The following is a 23,989-nucleotide window of genomic DNA, read 5'->3' as shown; positions in this document are numbered from 1 at the left end:
AACTCGCCTACCAGGCAGCCAATTTTGTCGCGCCCACGGTCTTGTGGAGAAGGCCACCCCACCTTACTTTTCAGTAAGTTAACTCTGAATGCCCATGTGTTCAGATTCATCGCCCTGTCATGGCACCGCTCCCACCACACCCCACCCAGAGGAGAGAGCAGTCATGCCTGCCTTCAGACCCAGGCACCTTTGCTCCGCAGCCGCAGCCGCCCTCGTCCTGACCCTCACCGCCCCCGCGACCGCCGCCACGGCCGCCACCGATGCCGCCTCCCTGCGCGAGGTGCTGTTCGTCGGCAACAACTGGGACGGCACCGCGGACGTCATCAAGTCCAGCGGCGACTTCGCGAAGGTCGGCCGGATCAATGTCATCCCGGACAAGGACGCCCGGATGGCGGAGATCAACGCCGATCCGATCAAATGGATCTACTTCATGGCCATCCGCAACAGCGTCGGCGAGGGCCACGACCAGTTCGCCGACGACATGTACTCCACGCCGGACGGCCGATCCGTGGTGGTCTCCAGGCCGAGCTTCGCCGACGTCGTCTCGATCGACCTGGCCACCGGAAAGATCAACTGGCGTTTCCCGGTGGCCGGTTACCGCGCCGACCACATGGCCGTCTCCCCCGACGGCACACGCGTCGCGGTCTCCGCCTCGACCGCGAACACCGTGCATGTGCTGGACATCGACACCGGCAAGCAGCTGGGGTCGTTCGCCACCGGCGACAAACCGCACGAGAACATCTTCACCAAGGACGGCAAGTACATCTGGAACATGTCCATCGGGGACGTCAACACCGCCCTCGACGACCCAGGTTGGGACTGGACGAAGGGCGACCGGCACATCACGGTCGTGGACGCGACGACGTACAAGCAGGTCAAGGTCATCGACATGCGGGACCGGCTGGACGCGTTCGGCCTCAAGAACTTCTCCGACGCGGTCCGCCCCGCGGTGTTCTCCCCCGACGAGTCGAAGCTCTACTTCCAGGTCTCGTTCTTCAACGGCTTCCTCGAGTACGACGTCGCCACCGACAAGATCACCCGGATGAAAACCCTGCCGAAGAACCCCGCGACCAGTGAGGACCGCACCACCTGGGTCAACGACTCGCGCCACCACGGCATTTCGATGAACCCCGCAGGCACCGAGCTGTGTGTGGCGGGCACCATGGACGACTACGCGACGGTGGTGGACCGCGCCACCCTCCAGGAGGGCCCGCTGATCACCACCTCCAAGCCCTACTGGGCCACGGTCAGCGGCGACGGCAAGGACTGCATCGTCTCCGAGAGCGGCGCGGACCAGGTCACCGCCATCGACTTCGCGACCGGGCAGAAGGTGACGTCCGTCGCGGTCGGCGACCATCCGCAGCGGGTCCGGCTGGGCCACGTCCAGTCCGACTGGACCGGTCCGTCGTCGAGTTGACCTCATGTCGTCGAGTTGAGCTCATGAGGAGCCGCCGTCCGGCCTCCGGGGTGCACACGCACCACCCCGGAGGCCGGTCCGCTGTCAGAAGTGGGCCGCCGCCCACGCCGCCAGCTCGGACCGCGCGGCGCTCAGCAGGTCCGCGGTCGGGGCCGTGGCCCCGTTGGTCACCAGCGCGTAGTGCAAGGCGCCCGAGTCGGAGTCGGTGAGCAGCAGGCGGCGGCTGCCGGTGCCGCCCGGTTCGGGGGTCACGCCGACCGGGGTCGAGGCGGTGTACGACGGGGGCGCGTACGCCGTGCCCAGGTCGGAGACGACGGTAGTGGCCGACGCCGGGAAGGAGGCCGGCAGATGCAGCTCGGTGGGTGCCGTACCGCTGCCCGAGCGCCACACCAGGACGCCGTACTGGCCGGAGCCCACCAGGCGCGACACATTCGGGAGCGAGCTCGGCACCGGGTTCCACGTCAGGGTGGTCGAGCCGTCCCGGGAGCGGTCCTCGTAGGTGAAGGCGGCCGTGGTGCCCGAGGTGGCGCTCGGGTAGATCCGGTCGAGCAGGCGGGAATCCTGCCGGAGGGCCGCCGCGCCGGAGTCGTCCAGCCGCACGGCGGAGAGGTCCTCGTCGTTCCAGGCGTCGCCGGCGGTGAGGACCTTGTCGGGGTTGCCGTTCATCAGCTCGTGGTGGCGTCCGTTGTAGAGGTCCCACTGCCACTGGGAGCCGGACAGGACCGGACCGGAGGACGCCGGGACGGACCACCAACTCGCCCCGGGAAGGCGGGAGTCGAGGGACTGGTACATCGCCTTGAGGACGGTCGGCGCCTTGTCCGACACCGTCCCGGACAAGGGGTGGCCGTACTCGCTGACCACGGCCGCGGTCCCGGCGGCCGAGGCACGGTCGCGGATGGTGCCGAAGTCGGCCGTGTACTGGCCGTCGGCCGCCTTGCCCCACATCAGGACACCGGAGATGGCCTTCTGGTCGTAGAAGTGGGTGTTGAAGACATAGCGCGACCCGAGCGTGCCCGCGTCCAGCAGTCCGCCCTCCTGCTTCTGGGAGGAGATGTCGGCGTTCCAGAAGAGGTTGGGCTCGACGAAGGCGGGCTTGGCCTGCCAGCCGGCCGCGTCCATGCGGGCCCGGAACCTCTGGTAGAAGGGCCACAGCAGGTCCCGCTCCCAGGTACGGCTGGTCTGGCCGGAGTCGTAGCTGCCCGCGTACGGCTCGTTGTACGGGTCGAAGCCGACGACGCCCGTGAACTCGGTGTCCGTCAGATGCTGGGCGAGGTACGCCATCGTCGACTGCGCCGTGTCCAGGAAGGCGTCCTGGAGGCCGTAGTTGTTGTGCCAGAAGTCGTACTGCGCCTTCGTCACGGCCGAGTTCTGGGCGATGTTCTGGCCCCAGAAGAAGCAGATCCCGCAGGACTCGGTGGGGTAACCGCCGAGGTCCACCGCCCACTCGGGGGCGCCGTCGCCGGTGTACCAGCTGCCCGCGTCGAACAGGTGGCGGGAGTAGAGGTCCTGATGGAAGTCGGGGTAGACGCGGATGCCGACGTCGAGGAAGGCGCGCATCTGGTCGGTGGCGGCGGCCAGATACGCGGTGTCCACCTGGCCCCGCACGGGCTCGGCGCGGGCCCAGGAGAGCAGGAAGCGGACCGCGTTGCCGCCGCCGAGGGCACGCAGCGCGGTGGCCGACTTCCGTGCGTCGGCGACCGAGGCGAAGGGCAGGCCGCCGTTCTCCTCCAGCTTGGTCTCGCCGGAGACGTTGTAGCCGCGCAGCACGACCTCGCGGCCCTGGCCGTCGACGAAGCGGCCGCTGTGCACCGTGAGGGCGGTGCCGTCGAACCAGAGGGAGTCGGAAGGGGTGGCGGCGGTGGCGGGCGAGGTGCCCGCCACCACCAGGAATCCACAGAGGACAACCAGGACAACGAACAAACGCGCCCGGATATTTGCCATGTCCATTACAGTCCGGTGATTTCCGGACACCGTCAACCCTCCTGACTCCGAAGTAAGTTCTGTTTCGGCCGCACCTCGCCGGGCCGAGGCCGGGGACGAAGCGGCACCGCTGGAGCCGGGTCCCGCGGCCGCGCCCATCAGTACGACCACCCGGGTGGACTGCCGGACCGAGGTCGACGGTCACGCCGTCGAGCGGGAAGTCGAGCGGCCGGGTGGACATGCACGCAGCGTGCACCCATGACCCCTCCGAGTGACGACCGGCCCCGTGCGGTGGACCAGTATCCGGGCCCGAGCGGGGATGGATTAACGCTCAACGAAACCCGGTCACAGCACTCGCCGCATCCAAGGGGTGGCCATAGAGTGACCTACATCACGTTAGGTCGCTGATTTCCCTCTCCCACGCCCGCACGGTCTGGAGGGCACATGACCCACATCAAGGTGAAGGTGGACGGCACGACGTACGAGGACGACGTGGAACCCCGTCTGCTGCTGGCCCACTACCTGCGCGACCGCCTCGGTCTGACCGGCACCACGATCGGCTGCGACACCTCGAACTGCGGGGCGTGCACGGTCGCCCTGGACGGGGCGAGCGTCAAGAGCTGCTCGGTGCTGGCCGTACAGGCGGACGGGAGCGAGGTGACCACCGTCCAGGGGCTGGCCGAGAACGGCGAGTGGACGGCGCTGCAGCGCGCGTTCCACGAGCGGCACGGCCTGCAGTGCGGCTACTGCACCCCGGGGATGATCATGGCCGCTCGCGATCTGCTGAACGAGAACCCGCACCCCGGCCCGCACGAGGTGCGCCAGGCCCTGGAGGGCAACCTCTGCCGCTGCACCGGTTACCAGAACATCGTCCGCGCGGTGCTCGCCGCCTCCGGGGAACAGCTGGCCGAGGAGGTGACGGCATGACCGATCAGGCCGTCGAAGGCGAGGTCGGACGCGCCCGGCTGCGCAAGGAGGACGCCCGGCTGATCACCGGCCAGACCAACTGGACCGACAACATCCAGGTCACCGGGCTGCTGCACCTGGCGATTCTGCGCAGCCCGATGGCGCACGCCCGCATCGCGCGGGTCGACGTCTCCCCCGCGCTGGAACGCCCCGGTGTCGTCGCGGCGTTCAGCGGCGCCGACCTCGCCGAGGGAATGGGTTCGCTGCCGTGCGCCTGGCCGGTGACCGAGGACATCGTGCTGCCCGATCACCCGCCGATCGCCGTCGACGAGGTGCGCTACGCCGGTGACCCGGTGGCGGTCGTGGTGGCCCGCGACCGGTACGCGGCCGCCGACGCGCTCGAGGCCATCGAGGTCGACTACGACCCGCTGCCCCCGGTGCTCGACCTGGAGGCCGCGCTGGCCGAGGGCTCCCCCCTGGTCCACTCCGACAAGGGCACCAACCGCAGCTATCTCTGGCCGCTCGCCACCGGCGAGAGCTTCGACACGGTCCGGGAACGCGCCGAGGTCACGGTGAAGCGCCGCTACCACCAGCAGCGGCTCATCCCCAACGCGATGGAGCCGCGCGCGGTGGTCGTCACCCCGCTCGCCGCCTCCGGCGAGTACACCGTCTACTCGGCCACGCAGATCCCGCACATCCTGCGGATCATGCTGGCGATGGTCACCGGCGTCCCCGAGCACAAGCTCCGGGTGATCGCCCCGGACGTGGGCGGCGGCTTCGGCTCCAAACTCCAGGTGTACGGCGAGGAGGCCATCGCGGTCGCGGTCGCCCGGCGTCTCGGCCGGCCGGTGAAGTGGACCGAGTCCCGCTCCGAGGGCTATCTCGCCACCCATCACGGACGCGGCATGATCCAGGACATCGAGGTCGCCGCCACCCGTGACGGCAAGCTGCTCGGCCTGAAGGTGGACCTGATCGCCGACATGGGCGCGTATCTGATGCTCGTCACACCGGGCATCCCGATCCTCGGTGCCTTCATGTACCCGGGGATCTACAAGATGGACGCCTACGAATTCAACTGCACCGGCGTCTTCACCACCCGCACCCCCACCGACGCCTACCGCGGCGCCGGGCGCCCGGAGGCGACGTTCGCCATCGAGCGGATCATGGACGAGCTGGCGGCCGAACTCGGCCTGGACCCGGTGGAGCTGCGGCGCCGGAACTGGATCCGGCACGAGGAGTTCCCGCACACGTCGATCGCCGGACTGACCTACGACAGCGGCAACTACGAGGCGGCCACCGAGAAGGCGCTCGCCCTGTTCGGGTACGACGACCTGCGCGCCGAGCAGCACAAGCGCAACGAGCGCGGCGACCCCGTACGCCTCGGCATCGGCGTGTCGACGTACACCGAGATGTGCGGCCTGGCACCGAGCCGGGTGCTGCGCGACCTCAGGTACGCGGCCGGCGGCTGGGAGGCGGCCAGCATCCGCATGCTGCCCACCGGCAAGGTCGAGGTGGTCACCGGCACCAGCCCGCACGGCCAGGGGCACGTCACCTGCTGGAGCCAGATCGCCGCCGATGTGCTGGGCGTCCCGTTCGAGGACGTCGAGGTGGTGCACGGCGACACCAAGGCGGCCCCGCAGGGCATGGACACCTACGGCTCACGGTCCCTGGTCGTCGGCGGGGCGGCCGTGCACCGGGCGGCCGAGAAGGTGGTGGAGAAGGCGCGGAAGGTCGCGGCCCATCTACTCGAAGCCAGCGAGCAGGACCTGGACTTCAGCGGCGGCGTGTTCTCCGTGAAGGGCTCGCCGGAGGCACGCAGGACCATTCAAGAGGTCGCCTTCGAGACGTTCTCCTCGCACGATCTGCCCGACGGCATGGAACCCACCATCAACGCCGAGCACCTGGTCGACCCGGAGAACTTCTCCTACCCGCACGGCACCCACCTGTGCGCGGTCGAGGTCGACACCGAGACCGGGCGGACGACCATCCGGTCGTACGTCTGCGTCGACGACGTCGGCCGGGTCATCAACCCGATGATCGTCGAGGGACAGGTGCACGGCGGCATCGCGCAGGGCATCGCCCAGGCGCTGTACGAGGAGGCCGTGTACGACGACGAGGGCAACCTCGTCACCGGCACCATGGCCGACTACCTCGTGCCGTCGGCCGCTGACCTGCCGGACTTCGTGACCGACCGGACGGAGACGCCGGCGACCTCCAACCCGCTCGGGGCCAAGGGAGTCGGGGAGTCGGGGACGATCGCCTCGACCCCGGCCGTCGTCAACGCCGTGGTGGACGCGCTCAGGCCGCTGGGCGTGCAGGACGTACGGATGCCATGCACTCCGGAGCGGGTCTGGCAGGCCGTGCGGGCAGCGGGTTCCGGTAAGGAGGCCTCGGCATGATTCCCCCCGCATTCGACTACGCCCGTCCGTCGAGCGTCGACGAGGCGGTGCGCACGCTCGCGGAAGCGGGCGAGGACGCGAAGGTGCTGGCCGGCGGGCAGAGCCTGCTGCCGCTGCTGAGGCTGCGGCTGGCCTTCCCGGAGCTGGTCGTGGACGTCGGCCGGATCCCGGAGCTGCGCGGGGTCCGCGAGGACGGCGACACGCTCGTCATCGGCGCGATGACCACGCACCACGACGTGATCCGCGACCCGCTGGTGCGCCGGCACGCCGGTCTGCTGGCGGCCGCCACAGCCACGGTCGCCGACCCGGCGGTACGGCACCGGGGCACCCTCGGCGGCTCGCTCGCGCACGCCGACCCGGCCGGCGACCTCCCGGCCGTGGTACTGGCCCTGGACGGCGAACTGGTCGCCGTCGGACCGGGCGGACGGCGCACGATCCCGGCGCGCGAGTTCTTCCTCGACTACCTCCAGTCGGCGCTGGCCCCCGACGAACTCCTGGTGGAGGTGCGGGTACCGAAGAAGGTCGGCTGGAGCTTCCACTACGAGAAGTTCCACCGGGTCGCCCAGGCCTACGCGATCGTCGGTGTGGCGGCCCTGGTACGGCGCGACGACGGGCACATCGCCGAGGCACGCGTCGGGCTGACCAACATGGGCGCCACCCCGCTGCGGGCCACCGCGGCCGAGCAGGCCCTGGCCGGTGCCGGGGACCCGCAGGCCGTGGCGCGGGCCGCCGAGGCGGCCGCCGAGGGCACCCAGCCGTCGCGGGACGTGTCGGCCTCGCCCGAGTACCGCGCGCACCTCGCACGGGTGCTGACCAAGCGGGCGGTGCTGACCGCCACCGGAATGGGGTGAGCGCCGATCACCCGGATGGACGACCCGGAGCAGGTGCGGGCCCGGCTGGAGGAGACCGGATACCTCCTCGACGACGGTCTGGCCATCGCCTGCTTCCTGGCGGTGAGGCTGCACCGGCCGCTCTTCTGCGAGGGCGACGCGGGCGTGGGCAAGACCGCGCTCGCGTCCGCCCTCGCCCAGGCGCTCGACGCGCCGCTGATCCGGTTGCAGTGCCACGAGGGCATCGACGCCTCGCAGGCCCTGTACGACTGGGACTTCCCGCGTCAGCTGCTGCATCTGCGGGCCGCCGAGGCGGCCGGGGTGAAGGACGCGGAACAGCTGGAGAGCGAGCTGTACGACCGGCGCTTCCTGATCGCCCGGCCACTGCTGCGGGCGCTGCAGACACAGCCGTCGGTGCTGCTGGTCGACGAGATCGACCGGGCCGACGACGAGTTCGAGGCGTTCCTGCTGGAGCTGCTGTCCGAGTTCTCGGTGACGATCCCGGAGCTCGGCACCCTGCGCGCCGAGGTGCCCCCGGTCGTCGTCCTGACCTCGAACCGCACCCGGGAGGTGCACGACGCGCTCAAGCGCCGGTGCCTGTATCACTGGTTCGACCACCCCGGGTTCGCCCGTGAACTCGCCATCGTGCGCAGCCGGTTGCCGCAGGTGTCGGCGCGCCTGGCCGAGCAGGTCACCGGCCTGGTGCAGGCGCTGCGGGCGGCGGACCTGGTCAAGCCGCCGGGGGTGGCCGAGACGATCGACTGGGCGCAGGCCCTGGACGCGCTGGGGGCGAGCGAGGTGGACGCCGAGCTGGCCGTGGCGACTCTGGGGTCGGTGCTCAAGTACCGGGAGGACGCCGAGCGGGCCCGGGGGCTCGATCTCGCGGCGGTACTCGCCGCGAAGGGAGCGTGAGGGGCGTGCCTGCCGCGGATGCCGTCCTGCTGGGTTTCGCCCGTGCCCTGCGCGCGGCGGGCATCGACGCGAGCGCCGACCGGCTGCAGGCGTTCCTGCGGGCCCTGGACGCGCTGCGGCCCGGGATGCGGGCGGATGTGTACTGGGCGGGCCGGCTGACACTGTGCGGCGGACGGGACGACCTGGAGCGCTACGACCGGGTGTTCGCCGCGTACTTCGGGCCGGGCGGCGAGCCCACGCCCCGGCCGGTACGGGCCGCTCCCCGCCCCGGCTGCGCCCCCGCCTGCGAGACGCACCCGCCGGCGCCCGTGCCCCCGGCGACGGCAGGCCCCAGGGTCCGCCCACCGCCACGCTGGCCAGTTCCGCCGAGGTGCTGCGGCACCGTGACGTCGCCGGGCTGGACGCCGCCGAGCGGGCCCAGCTCGACCGGCTGCTGGCCGCGTTCGCGCTGCGCGCGCAGACACGGCGCACCGCGCGGCGGCGGCCGGCCCGGCGCGGGGACGTCGATCCGCGCCGGACGGTCCGGGAGCTGCTGCGGCGCGGTGGTGAGCCGGCCCGGCTGCGGCGGCACGCGCGGGTCGAGCGGCCCCGCCGGGTCGTGCTGCTGGTGGACGTGAGCGGCTCCATGGCGCCGTACGCCGACGCGCTGCTGCGGTTCGCCCACGCCGCGGCCCGAGGGGGACGTACGGAGGTGTTCACGATCGGCACCCGGCTGACCCGGGTGACCCGCGAACTCGCGCACCGCGACCCGGACCTGGCGATGGCCGCGGTCGCGGACGCGGTGCCCGACTGGCGCGGCGGTACGCGGCTGGGCGAGCTGCTGCGCGAGTTCCTGAACCGCTGGGGGCAGCGGGGCATGGCACGCGGGGCGGTGGTGGTGCTGCTGTCGGACGGGTGGGAGCGTGGCGATCCGGAGCTGCTCGGGGCACAGATGCGACGCTTGCACGGGCTGGCGCACCGGGTGATCTGGGCCAATCCGCGCAAGGCACGTCCCGGCTATGCGCCCCTGGCCGCCGGGATGGCGGCGGCGCTGCCGAGCGTGGACGCCTTCGTCGAGGGGCACAGCCTGGCGGCGCTGGAACGGCTCGCGGCGGTGGTGCGCGGGGCGGAGGCGGCCTCCGTCGAGGTGGCGTATGCGGAGCTGGCCCATGCGGAGGGGGCCTCGGAACGGGTGTGACCGGAACGGTGTGAGAGGAGCGGATCGTGCGTGAGATTCTGCCGGCGCTGAACCGCTGGTACGCGGCGCGGGCCCCGTTCGGTCTGGCCACGGTCGTCGCGGTCAGCCGCAGCGCGCCGCGCGGCCCCGGTGCCGCCATGGCGGTGGGGCCCGACGACGAGGTCGTGGGCAGCGTGTCCGGGGGCTGTGTGGAGGGGGCGGTGTACGAGCTCGCGCAGGAGGTGGTGGCGAGCGGGGAGCCACGCCTGGAGACCTTCGGGTACAGCGACGAGGACGCCTTCGCGGTCGGTCTCACCTGCGGCGGCGAGATCACCCTGCTGGTGCGGCCCGTCACGGCCGAGTCCGACCCCGCCTTCGGCGCGGTCGCCGCGTCGGTCGCCGCGGGCGAACCGGTGACGGTGGCCACGGTGGTCGACGGGCCCGCGCCGCGCGGGGCCACGCTGGCCGTCTGGCCCGACAGGGTGACCGGCACGCTCGGCACGAGTGGTCTGGACGTCGCGGTCACCGCCGACGCGCGCGGTGAACTCGCCCTCGGTGCCACGGGCCTGCGCCACTACGGCGCGCACGGCGAGCGGCGCGAGGACGACGTCACCGTGTTCCTCCACTCCTTCGCGCCGCCCCCGCGGATGCTGGTCTTCGGCGCCATCGACTACGCGGCCGCGGTGGCCCGCCTCGGCGACTTCCTCGGCTACCGGGTCACCGTGTGCGACGCCCGGCCGGTCTTCGCGACACCCAAGCGGTTCCCGCAGGGCGTGGAGGTCGTCGTGGACTGGCCGCACCGCTATCTGAGCGGCACGGAGACCGACGAGCGGACGGTGATCTGCGTGCTGACCCACGACCCGAAGTTCGATGTGCCGCTGCTGGAGGAGGCGCTGCGCCGGCCGGCCGCCTACATCGGGGCGATGGGCAGCCGACGTACCCACGACGAACGCCGCGAGCGGCTGGTCGACGCCGGTCTCACGGAGGCTGAACTGGCCCGGCTGCGCTCGCCGGTCGGGCTCGACCTCGGCGCCCGTACGCCCGAGGAGGTCGCGATCTCCGTCGCCGCCGAGATCGTCGCGCTGCGCTGGGGCGGCACCGGCGCGCCGCTGACCCTGACCGCGGGGGCGATCCACCCCGCCGGATCCGCGTGACCACGAGGAGCCCGAACGCGAGGAGTAAGTCATGGAACTGCAGCACGAGTTCACCGTCCCCGTCCCGGTCCCGGACGCCTGGCGGGCGCTCCTCGACATCGAGCGCGTCGCGCCGTGCATGCCCGGGGCGACCGTGGAGGACTACGACGGCAAGACCATCACCGGGTCGGTGAAGGTCAAGGTCGGGCCGATCACGGTGACGTACAAGGGAACCGCCGTCTTCGAGGAACAGGACGAGTCCGCCCACCGCATCGTCCTGATCGCCAGCGGGCGCGAGACCCGCGGCCAGGGCACGGCCCGCGCCACGGTGACCGGCACGCTCAGCGAACAGAACGGCGGAACGGCCGTGTCGGTCCGCACCGATCTGACGGTGACCGGACGCCCGGCCCAGTTCGGCCGCGGGGTGATGGCGGAGGTGGGCGACCGGGTGGTGGGCCAGTTCGCGGCCTGTCTGTCGGAACGCCTGGCCGAACCGGCCACCGCCACGGCCACCGTCACCGATGAGCTCCCGCCCGAGACCGAGCCACTGGACCTGCTCCGCACGGCCGGCGTCCCGGTGGCGAAACGGGCCGGCATCGCGGCGGGGATCGCCGCGGCGGTGGCGCTGGTGGTGGCGGGAATCCGGGCATGCGTACGACGCCGTAAGCGGCACTGACGGCCATCGCCCTCGACGGGTTCAGATGTCGCCGTCGCCCCGGACGAGGGCGTGCAGATGCTGGTCGTGCCAGCCGTCCGCGTGCAGCAGTGCTCCGCGCATGGTGCCTTCCAGCGGATAGCCCGCCTTCTCGGCCACCCGGCAGGACGCCGGGTTGGCGACGGAGTGGCACAGCCGCAGTCGGTGCAGGCCGAGTTCGTCCAGCGCCCAGCGGCTGAGCCGCCGCGTCGCCTCGACGACGATGCCACCACCACGGGCCTTCGGCAGGACCCAGTAGACGATCTCGGCACTGCCGCCCGCGAGATCGATGTCGTTCCAGCCGATGAGCCCCGTCACCGCCGCGCCCGGCCGGGCGACGGCCCAGACGGCACCCGTCTCGGCCCGCCAGCGCTCATGCATGCGCTCGATCCGGCGGCAGGCCTCGGCGCGGCTCTCGACGGTGAAGAGGTTCCACCGGCGGATCGCGGGGTCTCGCCCGGCGGCCATCAGCGCGTCGGCGTCGTCGGGGCGCCACGGCCGCAGCTCCAGGCCGCTGGGCAGCGCCAGAACTGGCTGGTTGTCACGGGCCATACGGCCTGCGGGGACGACCGGCGGGATGCCTGAGCTGGAGATCATCGCGGCATCCTGCCACACGGTCCCTACCGCTGCGGCAGACGGTGCAGCGTCACGTCCTCGAGCGCACCGTCGGCGACGGTCGCCGTCAGATAGGTGCAGTGGGGCTGGCGACGGCGGTCGGTCGGCGAGCCGGGGTTGACCAGCCGCAGTCCGGACGGGGCGGTGGTGTCCCAGGGGATGTGGCTGTGCCCGAAGACCAGCACGTCGAGGTCGGGGAAGCGGGCCGCGCTGCGGGCTTCCCGGCCCTCGGCGGGGCCGGTCTCGTGGACGACACCGAAGCGCAGGCCGCCGAGTTCGGCGTACGCCACCTCGGGCAGCCGGGCGCGCAGCTCCGGGCCGTCGTTGTTGCCGTACACCCCGATCAGCCGGCGGCTGTGGCTCTCCAGCAGGTCCAGGGTGGCGGTGTCGACCCAGTCGCCGGCGTGGAACACCACGTCGACGTGCGGGAGTTCGGCGAGCAGTTGCTCCGGCAGGCGCTTGGCACGCGCGGGGACATGGGTGTCGGACATCAGCAGCAGGCGCACATGGACAGGCTAGGGCAGGTCGGGGGGCGTGGCTCGGCAGGCCTCCGGCAGCCCGGTCCGGATGCTGCTCACCGTCGGGGCCGTGCTGGGCGTGCCGCAGGGGCTCATCGGCCTCGCCGCCCAGACGTCCTGTACCGGCAGGCCGACCCCGCGCGCATCGCCTCCGCCGCCGGACTGCTGCGGACCTTCATGTACCTCGGCGCGCTGGGCGCCTCCGCCGCGACCGCGGCGTTCTTCCCGCACCGCGCCGACACGCCCGGGCTGCACGCCCTGGCACTTTTCATGCTCGCCGGTTCGTCACGGTTGCCGGCGACCACCCTCCCCGACCGTTCACTCGGTGACCTCACCCCCCGAAAGGCCTGATCGACCCATGTCGCTCACCACCCTCGACCCGCGCACCGCCCTCGTCGCGATCGACCTGCAGCACGGCATCGTGGGCATGCCGACCCAGCCGTACACCGCCTCCGACGTGGTGGCCCGCACGGCCGAACTCGCCGACACCTTCCGGGCCCGGAACCTCCCCGTGGTCCTGGTCCGGGTGTCCTTCGTCCCGGACGGGGCCGACGCCGTCCCCGGCCGCACCGAGCGCGGTCCCGGCGGCCTCGCGTTCGCCGAGGGCTGGGACACCGTCGTGGATGAACTTTCCGGGCACCCCTGCGACATCCTGGTCACCAAGCGTAACTGGAACGCCTTCCACGGCACTGACCTCGATGTCCAGCTGCGCCGCCGCGGCATCACCCAGATCGTCCTCACCGGCATCGCCACCAGCATCGGCGTCGAGTCCACCGCCCGCGCCGCGTACGAGCACGGCTACCACGTCACCCTCGCCACGGACGCCATGGCCGACCGCGACCCGGAGGCGCACCGGGGCAGCGTCGAGCGCATCTTCCCGCGGCTGGGCGAGTCGGGGACGACCACCGACATCCTCGACCTCCTGGCCAAAACTCACGACGGACAGTGACGAACCCCGGCTCCTGTGTGCCGGGCGGAGCTTTTCCGCCCGCGCAAGGGGCCGGGTTAGCATTCGGCCACGCGCACGTGCCGCCTGGGCAACGGGTGGCGAACCAAGGGGGATTGGAAGCCGGATGCCGGTCAAGGTCAGCGTCATCGTCCCCGTCTACAACCCAGGGCCCTACATCGAGGACTGCATCGCCTCGATGCTGCGGCAGTCGCTGCCTCCCGACGAGTTCGAAGTGGTCTTCGTCGACGACGGCTCCACCGACCGGACCCCGGCCACACTGGACGCGCTCGCCGCCGAGCACCCGCACATCCGGGTCATCCACCAGGAGAACTCCGGCTGGTCGGGCAAGCCGCGGAACGTGGGGATCGCCGCGTCCGAGGGCGAGTTCGTGATGTTCGTCGACAACGACGACTACCTCGGCGACGAAGCCCTCGAGCGGATGTACGAGTACGGGGTGGAGAACAAGGCCGATGTGATCGTCGGCAAGATGGCCGGGAAGGGCCGCCCGGTGCCGGTGGAGCTGTTCCGCCGCAACCATCCGCACGCGACCGTCGAGAACGCGCCGCTGATCGACAGCCTCACCCCGCACAAGATGGTCCGGCGGGCCTTCCTGGACCGCGTCGGCCTGCGCTTCCCCGAGGGACGGCGCCGCCTGGAGGACCACGTCTTCATCACCGAGGCGTATCTGCGCGCCGACAACGTCTCGGTGCTCTCCGACTACGTCTGCTACTACCACGTCAAACGGCACGACGCCTCGAACGCGGGCTTCCAGCGCTTCGAGCCGGTCGGCTACTTCAAGAACCTCCGTGAGGCCCTGGACGTCGTCGAGCGGTACACCGAGCCGGGCCCGCTGCGCGACCGTCTGCTGCGCCGCTGGCTGCGCGTCGAGATGGTGGACCGGATGAGCGGGCGCAGGCTGCTCGCGATGCCCGACGACTACCGGCGTGAGCTGTTCCACGAGATGCGCGCCGTGATCCTTGAGCGCTTCGGTCCCGGCGTAGCGCCCAAACTGCGGCCCGGGCAGCGGATCGTGGCATCACTGATCAGGGACGACCGTTACGACGACCTCGTCGCCCACGCCCAGTGGGAGTCCGGGGTGGGGCCCAAGGCCGACCCCACCGGTGTCGAATGGCGGGACGGGACCCTGCGTGTCGGCTTCACCGCCGAGTACAGGTCCGGCGGACAGCCGCTGACCTTCCCGGCCGACGGGCCCGGCACTCCGGTCACGGACACCGCGCCGCGGGACCTGGAGGAGGCGGTGGCCTGGCTGGGCGCGGACGCCGTCGGCGGCTTCGAGAAGGCCACCGTCGACCTGATCCTGCGCGACCGGGCCACCTCCGCCTCGTTCTTCCAGCCGGTGGAGGTCACCCGCGAGCGGGTCCCGGCCGACGACGGGCGGGTCCGGCTGGTGCTGCGCGGCACGGCGACCGTGGACCCCGGCACCGCGGCGGGCGGTACCGCGCTGCACGCCGGCCTGTGGGACGCGTACGTCCGCGTCGGCCTCGGCGGCTGGTCCAAGGAGTGCCGCCTCGGTCCGGCACCGCGGCAGGGCCGTCCCGTGCCGCCCGCCGGTGTGGTCGCGGGCCGTGTGGTGCTGCCCTACTGGACGAAGCAGTACGACAACTTCTCACTCGACGTCGACCGCGCGGGCAAGGCCCTCGGCCTGGGCCGGCTCACCCCCGAGGACGCGGCGGTCTCGGCCGACCACCAGCTCAGCGTCGCGCTGCCCCTGCACGTCCCCGACCGCGCCGAGGTGCAGGTGCGGCTGACCGATCCCACGACGGGCCGGTCCCTGCGGCGGACGGGGACGCTCACCCCGGCGGACGGGGCCGGCTCGCTGCTGGAGGCGTCGGTGCCGGGGCACGAGCTGACGGGAGCGTCGTGGCGGACGGACGTGTGCCTGCTCCCGGAGGCGGAGGCACCTCGCTTCCATACGCTGCCGCTCGCCCTGCATGTGACCCGCGCCGGCGGGGTCCGCGTGGCCGGGCCCACGGCGCCGGGCCTGCTGCTGCGGCTGGCGCGCAAGGCGCGACGCGTCATGGGCACGGTCCGGGGTAGGAAGGCGTAGCAGAACATGACACGGAGGACGTGACGGCGTGCGACCACTGGACATTGCGGGCGCCTGGGTGCTGGAGCCCAAGGTGTTCCCGGACGACCGGGGAAGCTTCCACGAGTGGTTCCGGGGCGAGGAGTTCCGCGAGGCCACCGGGTACGACCTGGACCTGGCCCAGGCCAACTGCTCGGTGTCCCGGCGGGGCGTCCTGCGCGGGGTGCACTTCGCGGACGTGCCGCCGGGTCAGGCCAAGTACCTCACGTGTGTGCGCGGAGCCGTGCTCGACGTGGTGGTGGACATCCGCGTCGGCTCGCCCACGTACGGCGCGTGGGAGGCCGTACGGCTGGACGACGAGACGCACCACGCCATCTTCCTCGCGGAGGGGCTCGGGCACGCCTTCATGGCGCTGACCGACGACGCCACGGTGGTCTACCTGTGCTCCACGGGCTACGCGCCGGGACGCGAGCACGGGGTGCACCCGCTCGACCCCGACCTCGGCATCGCCTGGCCCCAGGGCATCGAGCCGGTGCTCTCCGAGAAGGACGCCGCCGCGCCCACCCTGGCCGAGGCGGAGCGATCCGGTCTGCTTCCCGCATACACGGACTGCTCCGCCCACTACGAGCGGCTGCGCTCGGGCCCGTTCGACCAGCCCTCGGCCGGCCGGGGTCAGGACTTGGCGTAGCGCTGCTTCAGCGCCTTGCGCTTGTTGGTGCCTTCGGCGTTCCTGCCTTTTTCGATGATCACCAGATTGTGGTAGAAGTGCACGGCGACGACGTTGAGGTCCGTATAGGACGGCTGATAGTTCTCGTCCACGAATTCCTCGTAATTCAGCCCGTCCGCCAGTCGCTTCAGCATCGCCATGCTGGTGTTCGGGGCGTCGCGGTCCTCGCTGCCCATCCATTCGGGCCAGTACGACGACTGGGTGTCCTCGACGGCGTAGATGCCACCGTCCTTGAGCCGGGGGAAGAGTGTGGCGAACGTCGTGAGCACATGCGGGCTGCGGTGACTGCCGTCGTCGATGATGACGTCGAGCTCGCCGATCTTGTCGGCGACGGCATTCAGGGACGAGGGGTCGGACTGGTCGCCGATGAAGGTCGTGATGCGGTCCTCGTCGACAAATGACTTGTCCTGGATGTCCATTCCGAAGATCTGCGCCTTCGGGAAGAACTGCTTCCACATGCGCAGCGACGCACCACCCTGGCCAGGCCGGCTGTAACCACCGATCCCGATCTCCAGAAGGTTGAACTGCTCCTTCTTCAAATGCTGCAGATGACGCTGGTAGTGCTGGGTGTAACGGTGCGTTCCCCATTTGTCCGTCTTGAAATGAACGGCAAGTTTGTTGAGATCGTTGGAGATCGCGTCAAGTCCGCTCGGCTTGGCCGACTTGGTCCAATTGGCGGAGAGGCGCCGCTTCAGCCGGCGCAGGACCCGCACTTTCTCCTCGCCCAATACGGACTTCACGGCTGCTCGAATCGACATCACGAGATATTCCTTCCATGCGGCCTACCAGGGTGCAGCATCGTAGTGACGAAGCCGGACGGGGTCCGCCGGTTTCACTGAGACATCTCCTTGCGGATATGGGGCAGTGCTTCGTGCAGGGCGGAGCGCCAGTTGCGCGGTGGTTGCAGGCCGATCTCCCGCCATCGGGCGTGCCCGAGGGCGCTGTAGGCGGGGCGCGGCGCGGGGCGGGGGAAGGCCGCGCTGCTGGTGGGCCGTACCCGGGCCGGATCGGCGCCGATGAGCAGGAACACCTCCCGGGCCAGTTCGTACCAGCTGGCCTCGCCGGAACTGGTGGCGTGGAAGATGCCGCGCGCGCCCTCGTTGCGGCCGAGCGCGGTACCGAGGTCCGCGATCCGGGCGGCGACGTCCGCGCTCCAGGTGGGCTGGCCGCGCTGGTCGTCGACGACGTCCAGGGAGTCCCGGCGGGCCTCCAGTTCGAGCATCGTGCGCACGAAACTGCGGCCGTGGGCGCCGTACAGCCAGGCCGTGCGGACGACGGCGGCCGCGCCGGGGAGTTCCTCCAGGACCGCGCGCTCGCCGGCCAGTTTGGTGCGGCCGTAGGCGGTGCGCGGGGCGGGCGGGTGGTTCTCCGGGTACGGGGTGCCTCGGGCCTCGCCGTCGAAGACGTAGTCGGTGGAGACATGGACCAGGCGGGCGCCCCGCTCCGCGCAGGCGCGGGCGAGCAGCCGGGGGCCGTCACCGTTGATCCGCAGCGCCCGCGCCTCGTCGGTCTCGGCGTCGTCGACGGCCGTGTACGCGGCACAGTTGACGACGACATCGGGGCGGTGCTCGTCGAACACCCGCCGTACGGCGTCGGGTTCGGTGATTTCCAGCGCGGCGCGGTCCAGGCCCGTCACCTGCGCACCGCGCCGGAGCAGCTCCGCGACCGTGTCGAGGCCGAGCATGCCGGCGGCGCCGGTGACCAGCCACCTCATCGGGACTCCCGCTGCTTCAGCGGCTCCCACCAGGCCCGGTTGTCCCGGTACCAGGCGACCGTCTCGGCCAGCCCGGTGGCGAAGTCGTGGCGCGGGCGGTAGCCCAGTTCGTCGCGGGCCTTGCTCCAGTCGACGGAGTAGCGCAGGTCGTGGCCCTTGCGGTCGGTGACGTACTCGACCCGGTCCCAGTCCGCCCCGCAGGCCCGCAGAAGCAGACCGGTGAGCTCCTTGTTGCTCAACTCGGTGCCGCCGCCGATGTTGTAGACCTCGCCGGGTCGGCCTTTTGTGCGGACCAGTTCCACGCCCTGGCAGTGGTCCTCGACGTGCAGCCAGTCGCGCACGTTGCGCCCGTCGCCGTACAGCGGGACCTTCGCGCCGTCGAGCAGGTTGGTCACGAACAGCGGGACGACCTTCTCGGGGAACTGGTGCGGGCCGTAGTTGTTGGAGCAGCGGGTGACCCGGACGTCCAGGCCGTGGGTGCGGTGATGGGCGAGGGCGAGCAGGTCGGAGGAGGCCTTGGAGGCGGAGTAGGGGGAGTTGGGGGCGAGCGGATGGGTCTCGGGCCAGGAGCCGGAATCGATGGAGCCGTAGACCTCGTCGGTGGAGATGTGCACGAACGGGCCGATGCCGTGGCGCAGCGCGGCGTCCAGGAGCGTCTGGGTGCCCAGCACATTGGTGAGGACGAACTCGCCCGCCCCGTCGATCGACCGGTCGACATGGGACTCGGCGGCGAAGTGCACGACCTGGTCGGCCTGGGCCATGAGCTTGTCGACCAGATCGGCATCACAGATGTCGCCCTGGACGAACTCCAGGCGGGGATGCCCGGTGGGGAGGTTGGTGAGCGTGCCTGCGTAGGTGAGCTTGTCCAGCACGGTGATGTGCGGCGCGTCCGGGGTGTCCTCGGCGAGGAGCGTACGGACGTACGTGGAACCGATGAACCCGGCGGCGCCGGTGACGAGGAGATTCATGAACGGATCTGCACCTTGCTGTGGTCTCCGAGGACGAGGCGGTGGGCACTGGGCACGCCGGCTGCCGGGGTCACCTCCACATGCCGGCCGATCAGCGAGGACTCGATCCTGCCCACTCCGTCGATGGAGGAGTCCCGCAGCACGATGGAGAACTCCAGCTCGCTGTCCGTGATCCGGCAGTTCTCGGCGATGGAGGTGTAGGGGCCGACGTACGAGTCGCTGACCACGGTCCCCGCGCCGATGACGACGGGGCCGACGATGCGCGAGTTCGCGACCCGCGCCCCTTCCTCGACGACCACCCGGCCCACGGTCTCGGTCCGCTCGTCCACCTCGCCGTCGATCCGCCGCTGCATCCCTTCCAGGACGGTGCGGTTGACCTCCAGCATGTCGTCGACGTTGCCGGTGTCCTTCCAGTAGCCCTGGATGACCGTGGAGCGCACGTCGGCGCGGATGTCGATGAGGTGCTGGAGGGCGTGGGTGATCTCCAGTTCGCCCCGCCAGGACGGCCTGATGGCGCGCACCGCGTCGTGGATCAGCGGGGTGAGGAGGTAGACGCCGACCAGCGCGAGGTCGCTCTTGGGCTGCTCCGGCTTCTCCTCCAGGCCGATCACCTGCCCCGACGCGTCGAGTTCGGCGACGCCGAAGGAGCGCGGGTCGGGGACATGGGTGAGCAGGATCTGGGCGTCGGGTCGGCTGGCGCGGAACTCGTCGACGAGGGTGCTGATGCCGCCGACGATGAAGTTGTCCCCGAGGTACATCACGAAGTCGTCGTCGCCGAGGAAGTCCCGTGCGATCAGCACCGCGTGGGCGAGGCCCAGGGGTCTGTCCTGGGGTATGTAGGTGATCTCCAGGCCGAACTTCGAACCGTCGCCGACCGCCTCCTCTATCTCGGCCGCGGTGTCGCCCACGACCACTCCCACCTCGGTGATCCCGGCCGCGGCTATCGACTCCAGGCCGTAGAAGAGGACGGGCTTGTTGGCCACCGGCACGAGCTGTTTCGCCGACGTGTGTGTGATCGGACGCAGCCGGGTTCCGGCACCGCCGGACAGGACCAGAGCCTTCATCTGCCACACCCTATCGGCGATCGTCAGGATCGGACCTATGTTTGCTCTGCTGGGTCGTTCATGGCAGTACGTCCCCTGTCCCGCGAGCGGCTTCCGGGTACGCGGCCCGGTGACCAGGGCGTGGCGCGGGCAGGCCGTGGTGGCGCCGGGGTAGCGTCCCCGGCGATGACGGAACTACCAGAAATTTCGGAAAAGTACGAGATCGCCGAGCGGTACGCCGCCACCGCGCCGCGGCCCGGCCGGGCCCTGCTGCGCTGGGCCTCGACGACCGACCACAAGGTGATCGGCCGCCTCTACATGGTCACGGCGTTCTGCTTCTTCCTCCTGGCCGGGCTGCTCGCCCTGGGCATGCGCGGCGAACTCGCCCGCCCCGGGCTGCAGTTCCTGAGCGCGCAGGGCTACGACCAGTTCTTCACGATCCATGGCACGATCATGATGCTGCTGTTCGCCACCCCGATGTTCGCCGGGTTCGCGAACGCCGTGATGCCGTTGCAGATCGGTTCCCCCGATGTGGCCTTCCCCCGTCTGAACGCGCTGTCGTACTGGATGTATCTGTTCGGCGGGCTGATGGTGGTCTCGGGCTTCGTGGTGCCCGGCGGCGCGGCCGCGTTCGGGTGGTTCGCCTACGCGCCGCTCAACAGCGCCTTCTACTCCCCCGGCGCGGGCGGCGACCTGTGGGTGATGGGGCTCGTGGTGACCGGTGTGTCGACGACGCTGGGTGCCGTCAACTTCATCAGCACGATCCTGTGTCTGCGCGCCCCGGGCATGACCATGTTCCGGATGCCGATGTTCACGTGGAACGTGCTGTTCACGTCGATCCTGGTGCTGCCCGCGTTCCCGGTGCTCACCGCGACGCTGCTGGTCCTGGAGTCGGACCGGAAGTTCGGCTCGCTCGTCTTCGAATCGGCGAACGGCGGCGCGCTGCTGTGGCAGCACCTGTTCTGGTTCTTCGGGCACCCCGAGGTCTACATCGTGGCGCTGCCGTTCTTCGGCATCGTCTCCGAGATCATCCCGGTGTTCTCGCGCAAGCCGCTGTTCGGGTATCTGCCGATGATCGGCGCGACGATCACGATCACCATGCTGTCCGCGGTGGTGTGGGCGCACCACATGTTCGCCACCGGCGCGGTGCTGCTGCCGTTCTTCTCGATCATGTCGTTCCTGATCGCGGTGCCCACCGGGATCAAGTTCTTCGCCTGGATCGGGACGATGTGGCACGGGTCGGTCTCGTTCGAGACGCCGATGCTGTGGTCGCTCGGCTTTCTGGTGTCGTTCCTGCTGGGCGGGCTCAGCGGGGTGCTGATCGCCTCGCCGCCGCTCGACTTCCATCTGACCGACTCGTACTTCATCGTGGCGCACCTGCACTATGTGCTGTTCGGAACGGTGGTGTTCGCGATGTTCGCCGGCTTCTACTTCTGGTGGCCCAAGTTCACCGGCAAGATGCTCGACGAACGCCTCGGCAAGCTGCACTTCTGGCTGCTCTTCCCGGGGTTCCAGCTCACGTTCCTCGTCCAGCACTGGCTCGGCGAGGCCGGCATGCCCCGCCGGTACGCCGACTATCTGCCCCAGGACGGCTTCGCCCTGCTCAACTCCCTGTCCTCCGCGGGCGCGTTCCTGCTCGGCGCCTCCACACTGCCCTTCCTGTACAACGTCTGGCGCACCGCGCACCGGGCGCCGATGGTCACCGAGAACGACCCCTGGGGCTACGGCCGGGCCCTGGAGTGGGCGACGTCCTGCCCGCCGCCCCGGCACAACTTCGTCGCCCTGCCCCGGGTGCGGTCGGAATCGCCCGCCTTCGACCTGCACCACCCCGAGTTCGCCAAGCAGACGGTGGAGGAGGGAACGCGATGAAGGTCGAGGCGTTGCTGTTCGGCGGTGTCGCCCTGTTCTTCGCGGGTGTCGCCGCCCTGTACGGCGTGTGGTCGCACGAATCGGCGGGCACGGCGGCGCTGATCGTCGCGGGCGGGATGGCCGCGGTCATCGCGTTCTTCTGCGCGGTGCAGTACGTGCGCAAGGGACGGCGCCCCCAGGACCGCACCGACGCCGAAGTGGCCGACGGCGCGGGGCCCCTGGAGTTCTTCCCCGCCGAGAGCATCTGGCCGCTGGTCACCGCGTTGGGCTTCGCGCTCGCGGCGACCGGGGTGGTGTTCGGGCTGTGGCTGTTCCTCATCGGTTTCGGCGTGCTGGCGCGCGGTGTCCTCGGGATGGTCTTCCAGTACGTGCACCGGTGATCGGCCGCCTGGGCGCACCGGGGCGGAAGTCGCCGGCCGGGCGGTGGTCGCTCTCGTAGCCACCCGCGAGGGTCTGCCGTACGTCGCCCGTCGGCACACCCTTCGTCAGCCGCTCCCGTTCCGCCTCCACCAGGGCCAGACACAGCCACCGGGCGACCAGGAACGCGACGACCGGGGCCACCACCAGGGAGACGCGCAGTACCCAGGTCAGGGCGTTGACGGAGATCCGGAAGGACTGGGCGATGACGTCGTTGGCGCCGGCGAGGAGCAGCACGGCGAAGAAGACGGTGCCGGCGACGCCCAGGCCGGTGCGCACGGGACGCTCGCGGGGCCGGTCGCACAGATGCCGTTCGTGGTCCCACTCCCCCGTCAGGCGCTGCTCCACGAAGGGGTATGCGTACAGGACGCCGAACAGCAGTCCGGGCAGGACTACGGCCGGCAGCAGCACGTTCCACATGAGGGTGTGACCGGCGAGGTTGGTCTCCCACGGCGGTACGAGGCGCAGCGCGCCCTCCAGGAAGCCGACGTACCAGTCGGGCTGGGATCCGGTCGAGTCCTGGTCGGGGCGGTAGGGGCCGTACACCCAGACCGGGTTGATCTGGGCGACGGCGGACATCAGGACGAGCACGCCGAAGACGGCGAAGGACAGCCCGCCGGACGCGGCCGTGAACCGGGGGAAGAGCGGCCTGCCGATGACGTTGCGGTTCGAGCGGCCCGGTCCGCGCCACTGCGTGTGCTTGAGGTGGAACACCAGGATCAGGTGCACGGTGACCAGGGCGATCAGCGCGCCGGGCAGCAGCAGGATGTGCATCGAGTACAGGCGGGTGACGATCTCGTGGCTGGGGTACGGCCCGCCGAAGGCGAAGAAGGCCACGTACGTTCCGACCACCGGGATGGACAGCATGATGCCCTGGGCGATCCTCAGGCCCGTGCCGGAGAGCAGGTCGTCGGGGAGCGAGTAGCCGGCGAACCCCTCGGCGAGGGCGAGCACGAACAGCGTGAGCCCGATGACCCAGTTCAGCTCGCGGGGCCTGCGGAAGGCGCCGGTGAAGAAGATCCGGAGCATGTGCACGCCGATCGCGGCGACGAAGACGAGCGCCGCCCAGTGGTGCGCCTGCCGCATCAGCAGACCGCCGCGCACGTCGAAGCTGATGTGCAGTGTGGAGTCGAAGGCGGCCGACATGCGCACCCCCTGCAGCGGGACGTACGGGCCCGTGTAGACGACCTCCCGCATCTCCGGCTTGAAGAAGAAGGTCAGCCACACCCCGGTCAGCACCAGGGCGAGCAGGCTGTACAGCGCCAACTCGCCCAGCAGGAAAGACCAGTGGTCGGGGAACGCCTTGCGCAGCAGCGCCCCGCCCTCCAGCACCGGCAACCGCGCGTCCGCCGCCTCGACCAGCCGCTCGGCGGGGTGTGCGGAGCGGCGCGCGGTACCGGTGGCGGAATCGGTGCCGGGGGCGGGTTCGGAGTCGGGGCGGGTCACGTGCTCTCCGGGGTCTCCGCCGCTCGCTCCACCTCCGCCTCGACGTCACCCCGCGGCCGGCCCGCTTCCTTCGCGTACTCGCTCAGCGCGGTCTGCACCTCCCGGGCCAGGTCGCGCCAGGCCCGCAGGGCGGTCTCGTAGGTCTCCTTCTGGGCACCGGTCAGTTGCGCCTCGGCGGGCGGGCCGTAGGCATCCCGCAGTTCCAGGACCTGCGCGTGGGCCATGTCCGACGCGCGCTGCTTCGCCACGAGCTCTTCGAAGGTGTGTGCCACGGCAAGGACCCTAGGCACGGCGGCGGCCCGGAGCCCT

22 protein-coding genes and 2 pseudogenes are annotated in these 23,989 nt (G+C 70.8%); 15 read left to right on the top strand and 9 right to left on the bottom strand.

Features of this window, described 5'->3' with window-relative positions; genetic code table 11:
• Window positions 1-163 precede the first annotated feature (163 nt).
• The gene (locus tag N8I87_RS36430; protein ID WP_263215117.1) at window positions 164-1,417 is read left to right on the top strand and encodes a YncE family protein; all 1,254 of its coding nucleotides are present in this window, start codon (window positions 164-166) and stop codon (window positions 1,415-1,417) included.
• A gap of 84 nt (window positions 1,418-1,501) precedes the next feature.
• Here the strand turns inward: N8I87_RS36430 and N8I87_RS36425 are convergent, their stop codons facing one another.
• Window positions 1,502-3,364 (bottom strand): glycoside hydrolase family 5 protein, encoded by a 1,863-nt coding sequence (locus N8I87_RS36425; RefSeq protein WP_263215116.1) that lies wholly within the window; start codon window positions 3,362-3,364, stop codon window positions 1,502-1,504.
• 417 nt (window positions 3,365-3,781) lie between these two features.
• Between N8I87_RS36425 and N8I87_RS36420 the strand changes: the two genes are divergently transcribed.
• The 8 genes and pseudogenes from N8I87_RS36420 (at window position 3,782) to N8I87_RS36390 (ending at window position 11,349) form a co-directional block, all read left to right on the top strand.
• The gene (locus tag N8I87_RS36420; RefSeq protein WP_263215115.1) at window positions 3,782-4,264 is read left to right on the top strand and encodes a (2Fe-2S)-binding protein; all 483 of its coding nucleotides are present in this window, start codon (window positions 3,782-3,784) and stop codon (window positions 4,262-4,264) included.
• Complete coding sequence (locus N8I87_RS36415) at window positions 4,261-6,642, top strand: xanthine dehydrogenase family protein molybdopterin-binding subunit (protein ID WP_263215114.1); 2,382 nt, start codon at window positions 4,261-4,263, stop codon at window positions 6,640-6,642. The genes N8I87_RS36420 and N8I87_RS36415 overlap by 4 nt, the downstream gene beginning before the upstream one ends.
• Entirely contained in the window at window positions 6,639-7,493 is an 855-nt protein-coding gene (locus tag N8I87_RS36410; RefSeq protein WP_263215113.1) for an FAD binding domain-containing protein, read from the top strand. Before N8I87_RS36415 ends, N8I87_RS36410 begins: the two co-directional genes overlap by 4 nt.
• Before the next feature lie 15 nt (window positions 7,494-7,508).
• Window positions 7,509-8,384 (top strand): AAA family ATPase, encoded by an 876-nt coding sequence (locus N8I87_RS36405; protein WP_263215112.1) that lies wholly within the window; start codon window positions 7,509-7,511, stop codon window positions 8,382-8,384.
• Window positions 8,381-8,548: pseudogene (locus N8I87_RS44875) on the top strand (hypothetical protein); the annotation flags it as partial. The gene N8I87_RS36405 and the pseudogene N8I87_RS44875, both read left to right, overlap by 4 nt.
• 206 nt (window positions 8,549-8,754) lie before the next feature.
• Window positions 8,755-9,561, top strand: coding sequence for a vWA domain-containing protein (locus N8I87_RS36400; protein WP_263215111.1), 807 nt, complete (start codon window positions 8,755-8,757; stop codon window positions 9,559-9,561).
• A gap of 26 nt (window positions 9,562-9,587) precedes the next feature.
• Complete coding sequence (locus tag N8I87_RS36395; RefSeq protein WP_263215110.1) at window positions 9,588-10,694, top strand: XdhC family protein; 1,107 nt, start codon at window positions 9,588-9,590, stop codon at window positions 10,692-10,694.
• Between the two features lie 31 nt (window positions 10,695-10,725).
• A complete protein-coding gene (locus N8I87_RS36390; RefSeq protein WP_263215109.1) occupies window positions 10,726-11,349 on the top strand; it encodes an SRPBCC family protein in 624 nt (207 codons plus the stop codon).
• A 21-nt stretch (window positions 11,350-11,370) separates the two neighbouring features.
• Here N8I87_RS36390 and N8I87_RS36385 read toward each other — a convergent pair whose 3' ends face one another.
• Window positions 11,371-11,964, bottom strand: coding sequence for a GNAT family N-acetyltransferase (locus N8I87_RS36385; protein ID WP_263215108.1), 594 nt, complete (start codon window positions 11,962-11,964; stop codon window positions 11,371-11,373).
• Between the two features lie 23 nt (window positions 11,965-11,987).
• A complete protein-coding gene (locus tag N8I87_RS36380) occupies window positions 11,988-12,488 on the bottom strand; it encodes a metallophosphoesterase family protein (protein WP_263215107.1) in 501 nt (166 codons plus the stop codon).
• Between the two features lie 49 nt (window positions 12,489-12,537).
• Between N8I87_RS36380 and N8I87_RS36375 the strand changes: the two are divergent.
• From N8I87_RS36375 to rfbC, 4 genes and pseudogenes are all read left to right on the top strand, one after another.
• Window positions 12,538-12,851, top strand: a pseudogene (locus N8I87_RS36375) (MFS transporter); the annotation flags it as partial.
• A gap of 7 nt (window positions 12,852-12,858) precedes the next feature.
• Window positions 12,859-13,449: a hydrolase gene (locus N8I87_RS36370; protein WP_263215106.1), complete on the top strand. Its 591-nt coding sequence runs from the start codon at window positions 12,859-12,861 to the stop codon at window positions 13,447-13,449.
• A 124-nt stretch (window positions 13,450-13,573) separates the two neighbouring features.
• On the top strand, window positions 13,574-15,517 hold the full coding sequence (locus tag N8I87_RS36365; RefSeq protein ID WP_263215105.1) for a glycosyltransferase family 2 protein: 1,944 nt from the start codon (window positions 13,574-13,576) through the stop codon (window positions 15,515-15,517).
• 28 nt (window positions 15,518-15,545) lie between these two features.
• The gene (gene rfbC, locus N8I87_RS36360; RefSeq protein ID WP_263215104.1) at window positions 15,546-16,184 is read left to right on the top strand and encodes a dTDP-4-dehydrorhamnose 3,5-epimerase; all 639 of its coding nucleotides are present in this window, start codon (window positions 15,546-15,548) and stop codon (window positions 16,182-16,184) included.
• Here rfbC and N8I87_RS36355 read toward each other — a convergent pair.
• The 4 genes from N8I87_RS36355 to N8I87_RS36340 all read right to left on the bottom strand — a co-directional run bounded on the left by N8I87_RS36355 (window position 16,169) and on the right by N8I87_RS36340 (window position 19,969).
• On the bottom strand, window positions 16,169-16,981 hold the full coding sequence (locus tag N8I87_RS36355; RefSeq protein WP_263215103.1) for a class I SAM-dependent methyltransferase: 813 nt from the start codon (window positions 16,979-16,981) through the stop codon (window positions 16,169-16,171). The genes rfbC and N8I87_RS36355 overlap by 16 nt on opposite strands.
• Before the next feature lie 74 nt (window positions 16,982-17,055).
• Entirely contained in the window at window positions 17,056-17,937 is an 882-nt protein-coding gene (gene rfbD / locus N8I87_RS36350; RefSeq protein ID WP_263215102.1) for a dTDP-4-dehydrorhamnose reductase, read from the bottom strand.
• The gene (gene rfbB, locus N8I87_RS36345) at window positions 17,934-18,905 is read right to left on the bottom strand and encodes a dTDP-glucose 4,6-dehydratase (protein ID WP_263215101.1); all 972 of its coding nucleotides are present in this window, start codon (window positions 18,903-18,905) and stop codon (window positions 17,934-17,936) included. Before rfbB ends, rfbD begins: the two co-directional genes overlap by 4 nt.
• The gene (locus N8I87_RS36340) at window positions 18,902-19,969 is read right to left on the bottom strand and encodes a glucose-1-phosphate thymidylyltransferase (RefSeq protein ID WP_263215100.1); all 1,068 of its coding nucleotides are present in this window, start codon (window positions 19,967-19,969) and stop codon (window positions 18,902-18,904) included. Before N8I87_RS36340 ends, rfbB begins: the two co-directional genes overlap by 4 nt.
• Before the next feature lie 165 nt (window positions 19,970-20,134).
• On the opposite strand from N8I87_RS36340, the gene ctaD reads away from it, so the two are divergent.
• Window positions 20,135-21,817 (top strand): aa3-type cytochrome oxidase subunit I, encoded by a 1,683-nt coding sequence (ctaD, locus tag N8I87_RS36335; protein WP_411577328.1) that lies wholly within the window; start codon window positions 20,135-20,137, stop codon window positions 21,815-21,817.
• Window positions 21,814-22,197, top strand: coding sequence for an aa3-type cytochrome oxidase subunit IV (gene ctaF / locus N8I87_RS36330; protein WP_263215099.1), 384 nt, complete (start codon window positions 21,814-21,816; stop codon window positions 22,195-22,197). Before ctaD ends, ctaF begins: the two co-directional genes overlap by 4 nt.
• Here ctaF and qcrB read toward each other — a convergent pair.
• Both qcrB and N8I87_RS36320 read right to left on the bottom strand, forming a co-directional pair.
• The gene (gene qcrB / locus N8I87_RS36325; protein WP_411577327.1) at window positions 22,133-23,680 is read right to left on the bottom strand and encodes a cytochrome bc1 complex cytochrome b subunit; all 1,548 of its coding nucleotides are present in this window, start codon (window positions 23,678-23,680) and stop codon (window positions 22,133-22,135) included. The genes ctaF and qcrB overlap by 65 nt on opposite strands.
• Complete coding sequence (locus N8I87_RS36320) at window positions 23,677-23,952, bottom strand: hypothetical protein (RefSeq protein WP_263215098.1); 276 nt, start codon at window positions 23,950-23,952, stop codon at window positions 23,677-23,679. The genes qcrB and N8I87_RS36320 overlap by 4 nt, the downstream gene beginning before the upstream one ends.
• Window positions 23,953-23,989: the final 37 nt, after the last annotated feature.

The organism is Streptomyces sp. HUAS 15-9, assembly GCF_025642155.1.
GTDB lineage: Bacteria > Actinomycetota > Actinomycetes > Streptomycetales > Streptomycetaceae > Streptomyces.
Note: the sequence above shows the minus strand (reverse complement) of the source record. Positions and strands in the feature narration are given on the sequence as shown.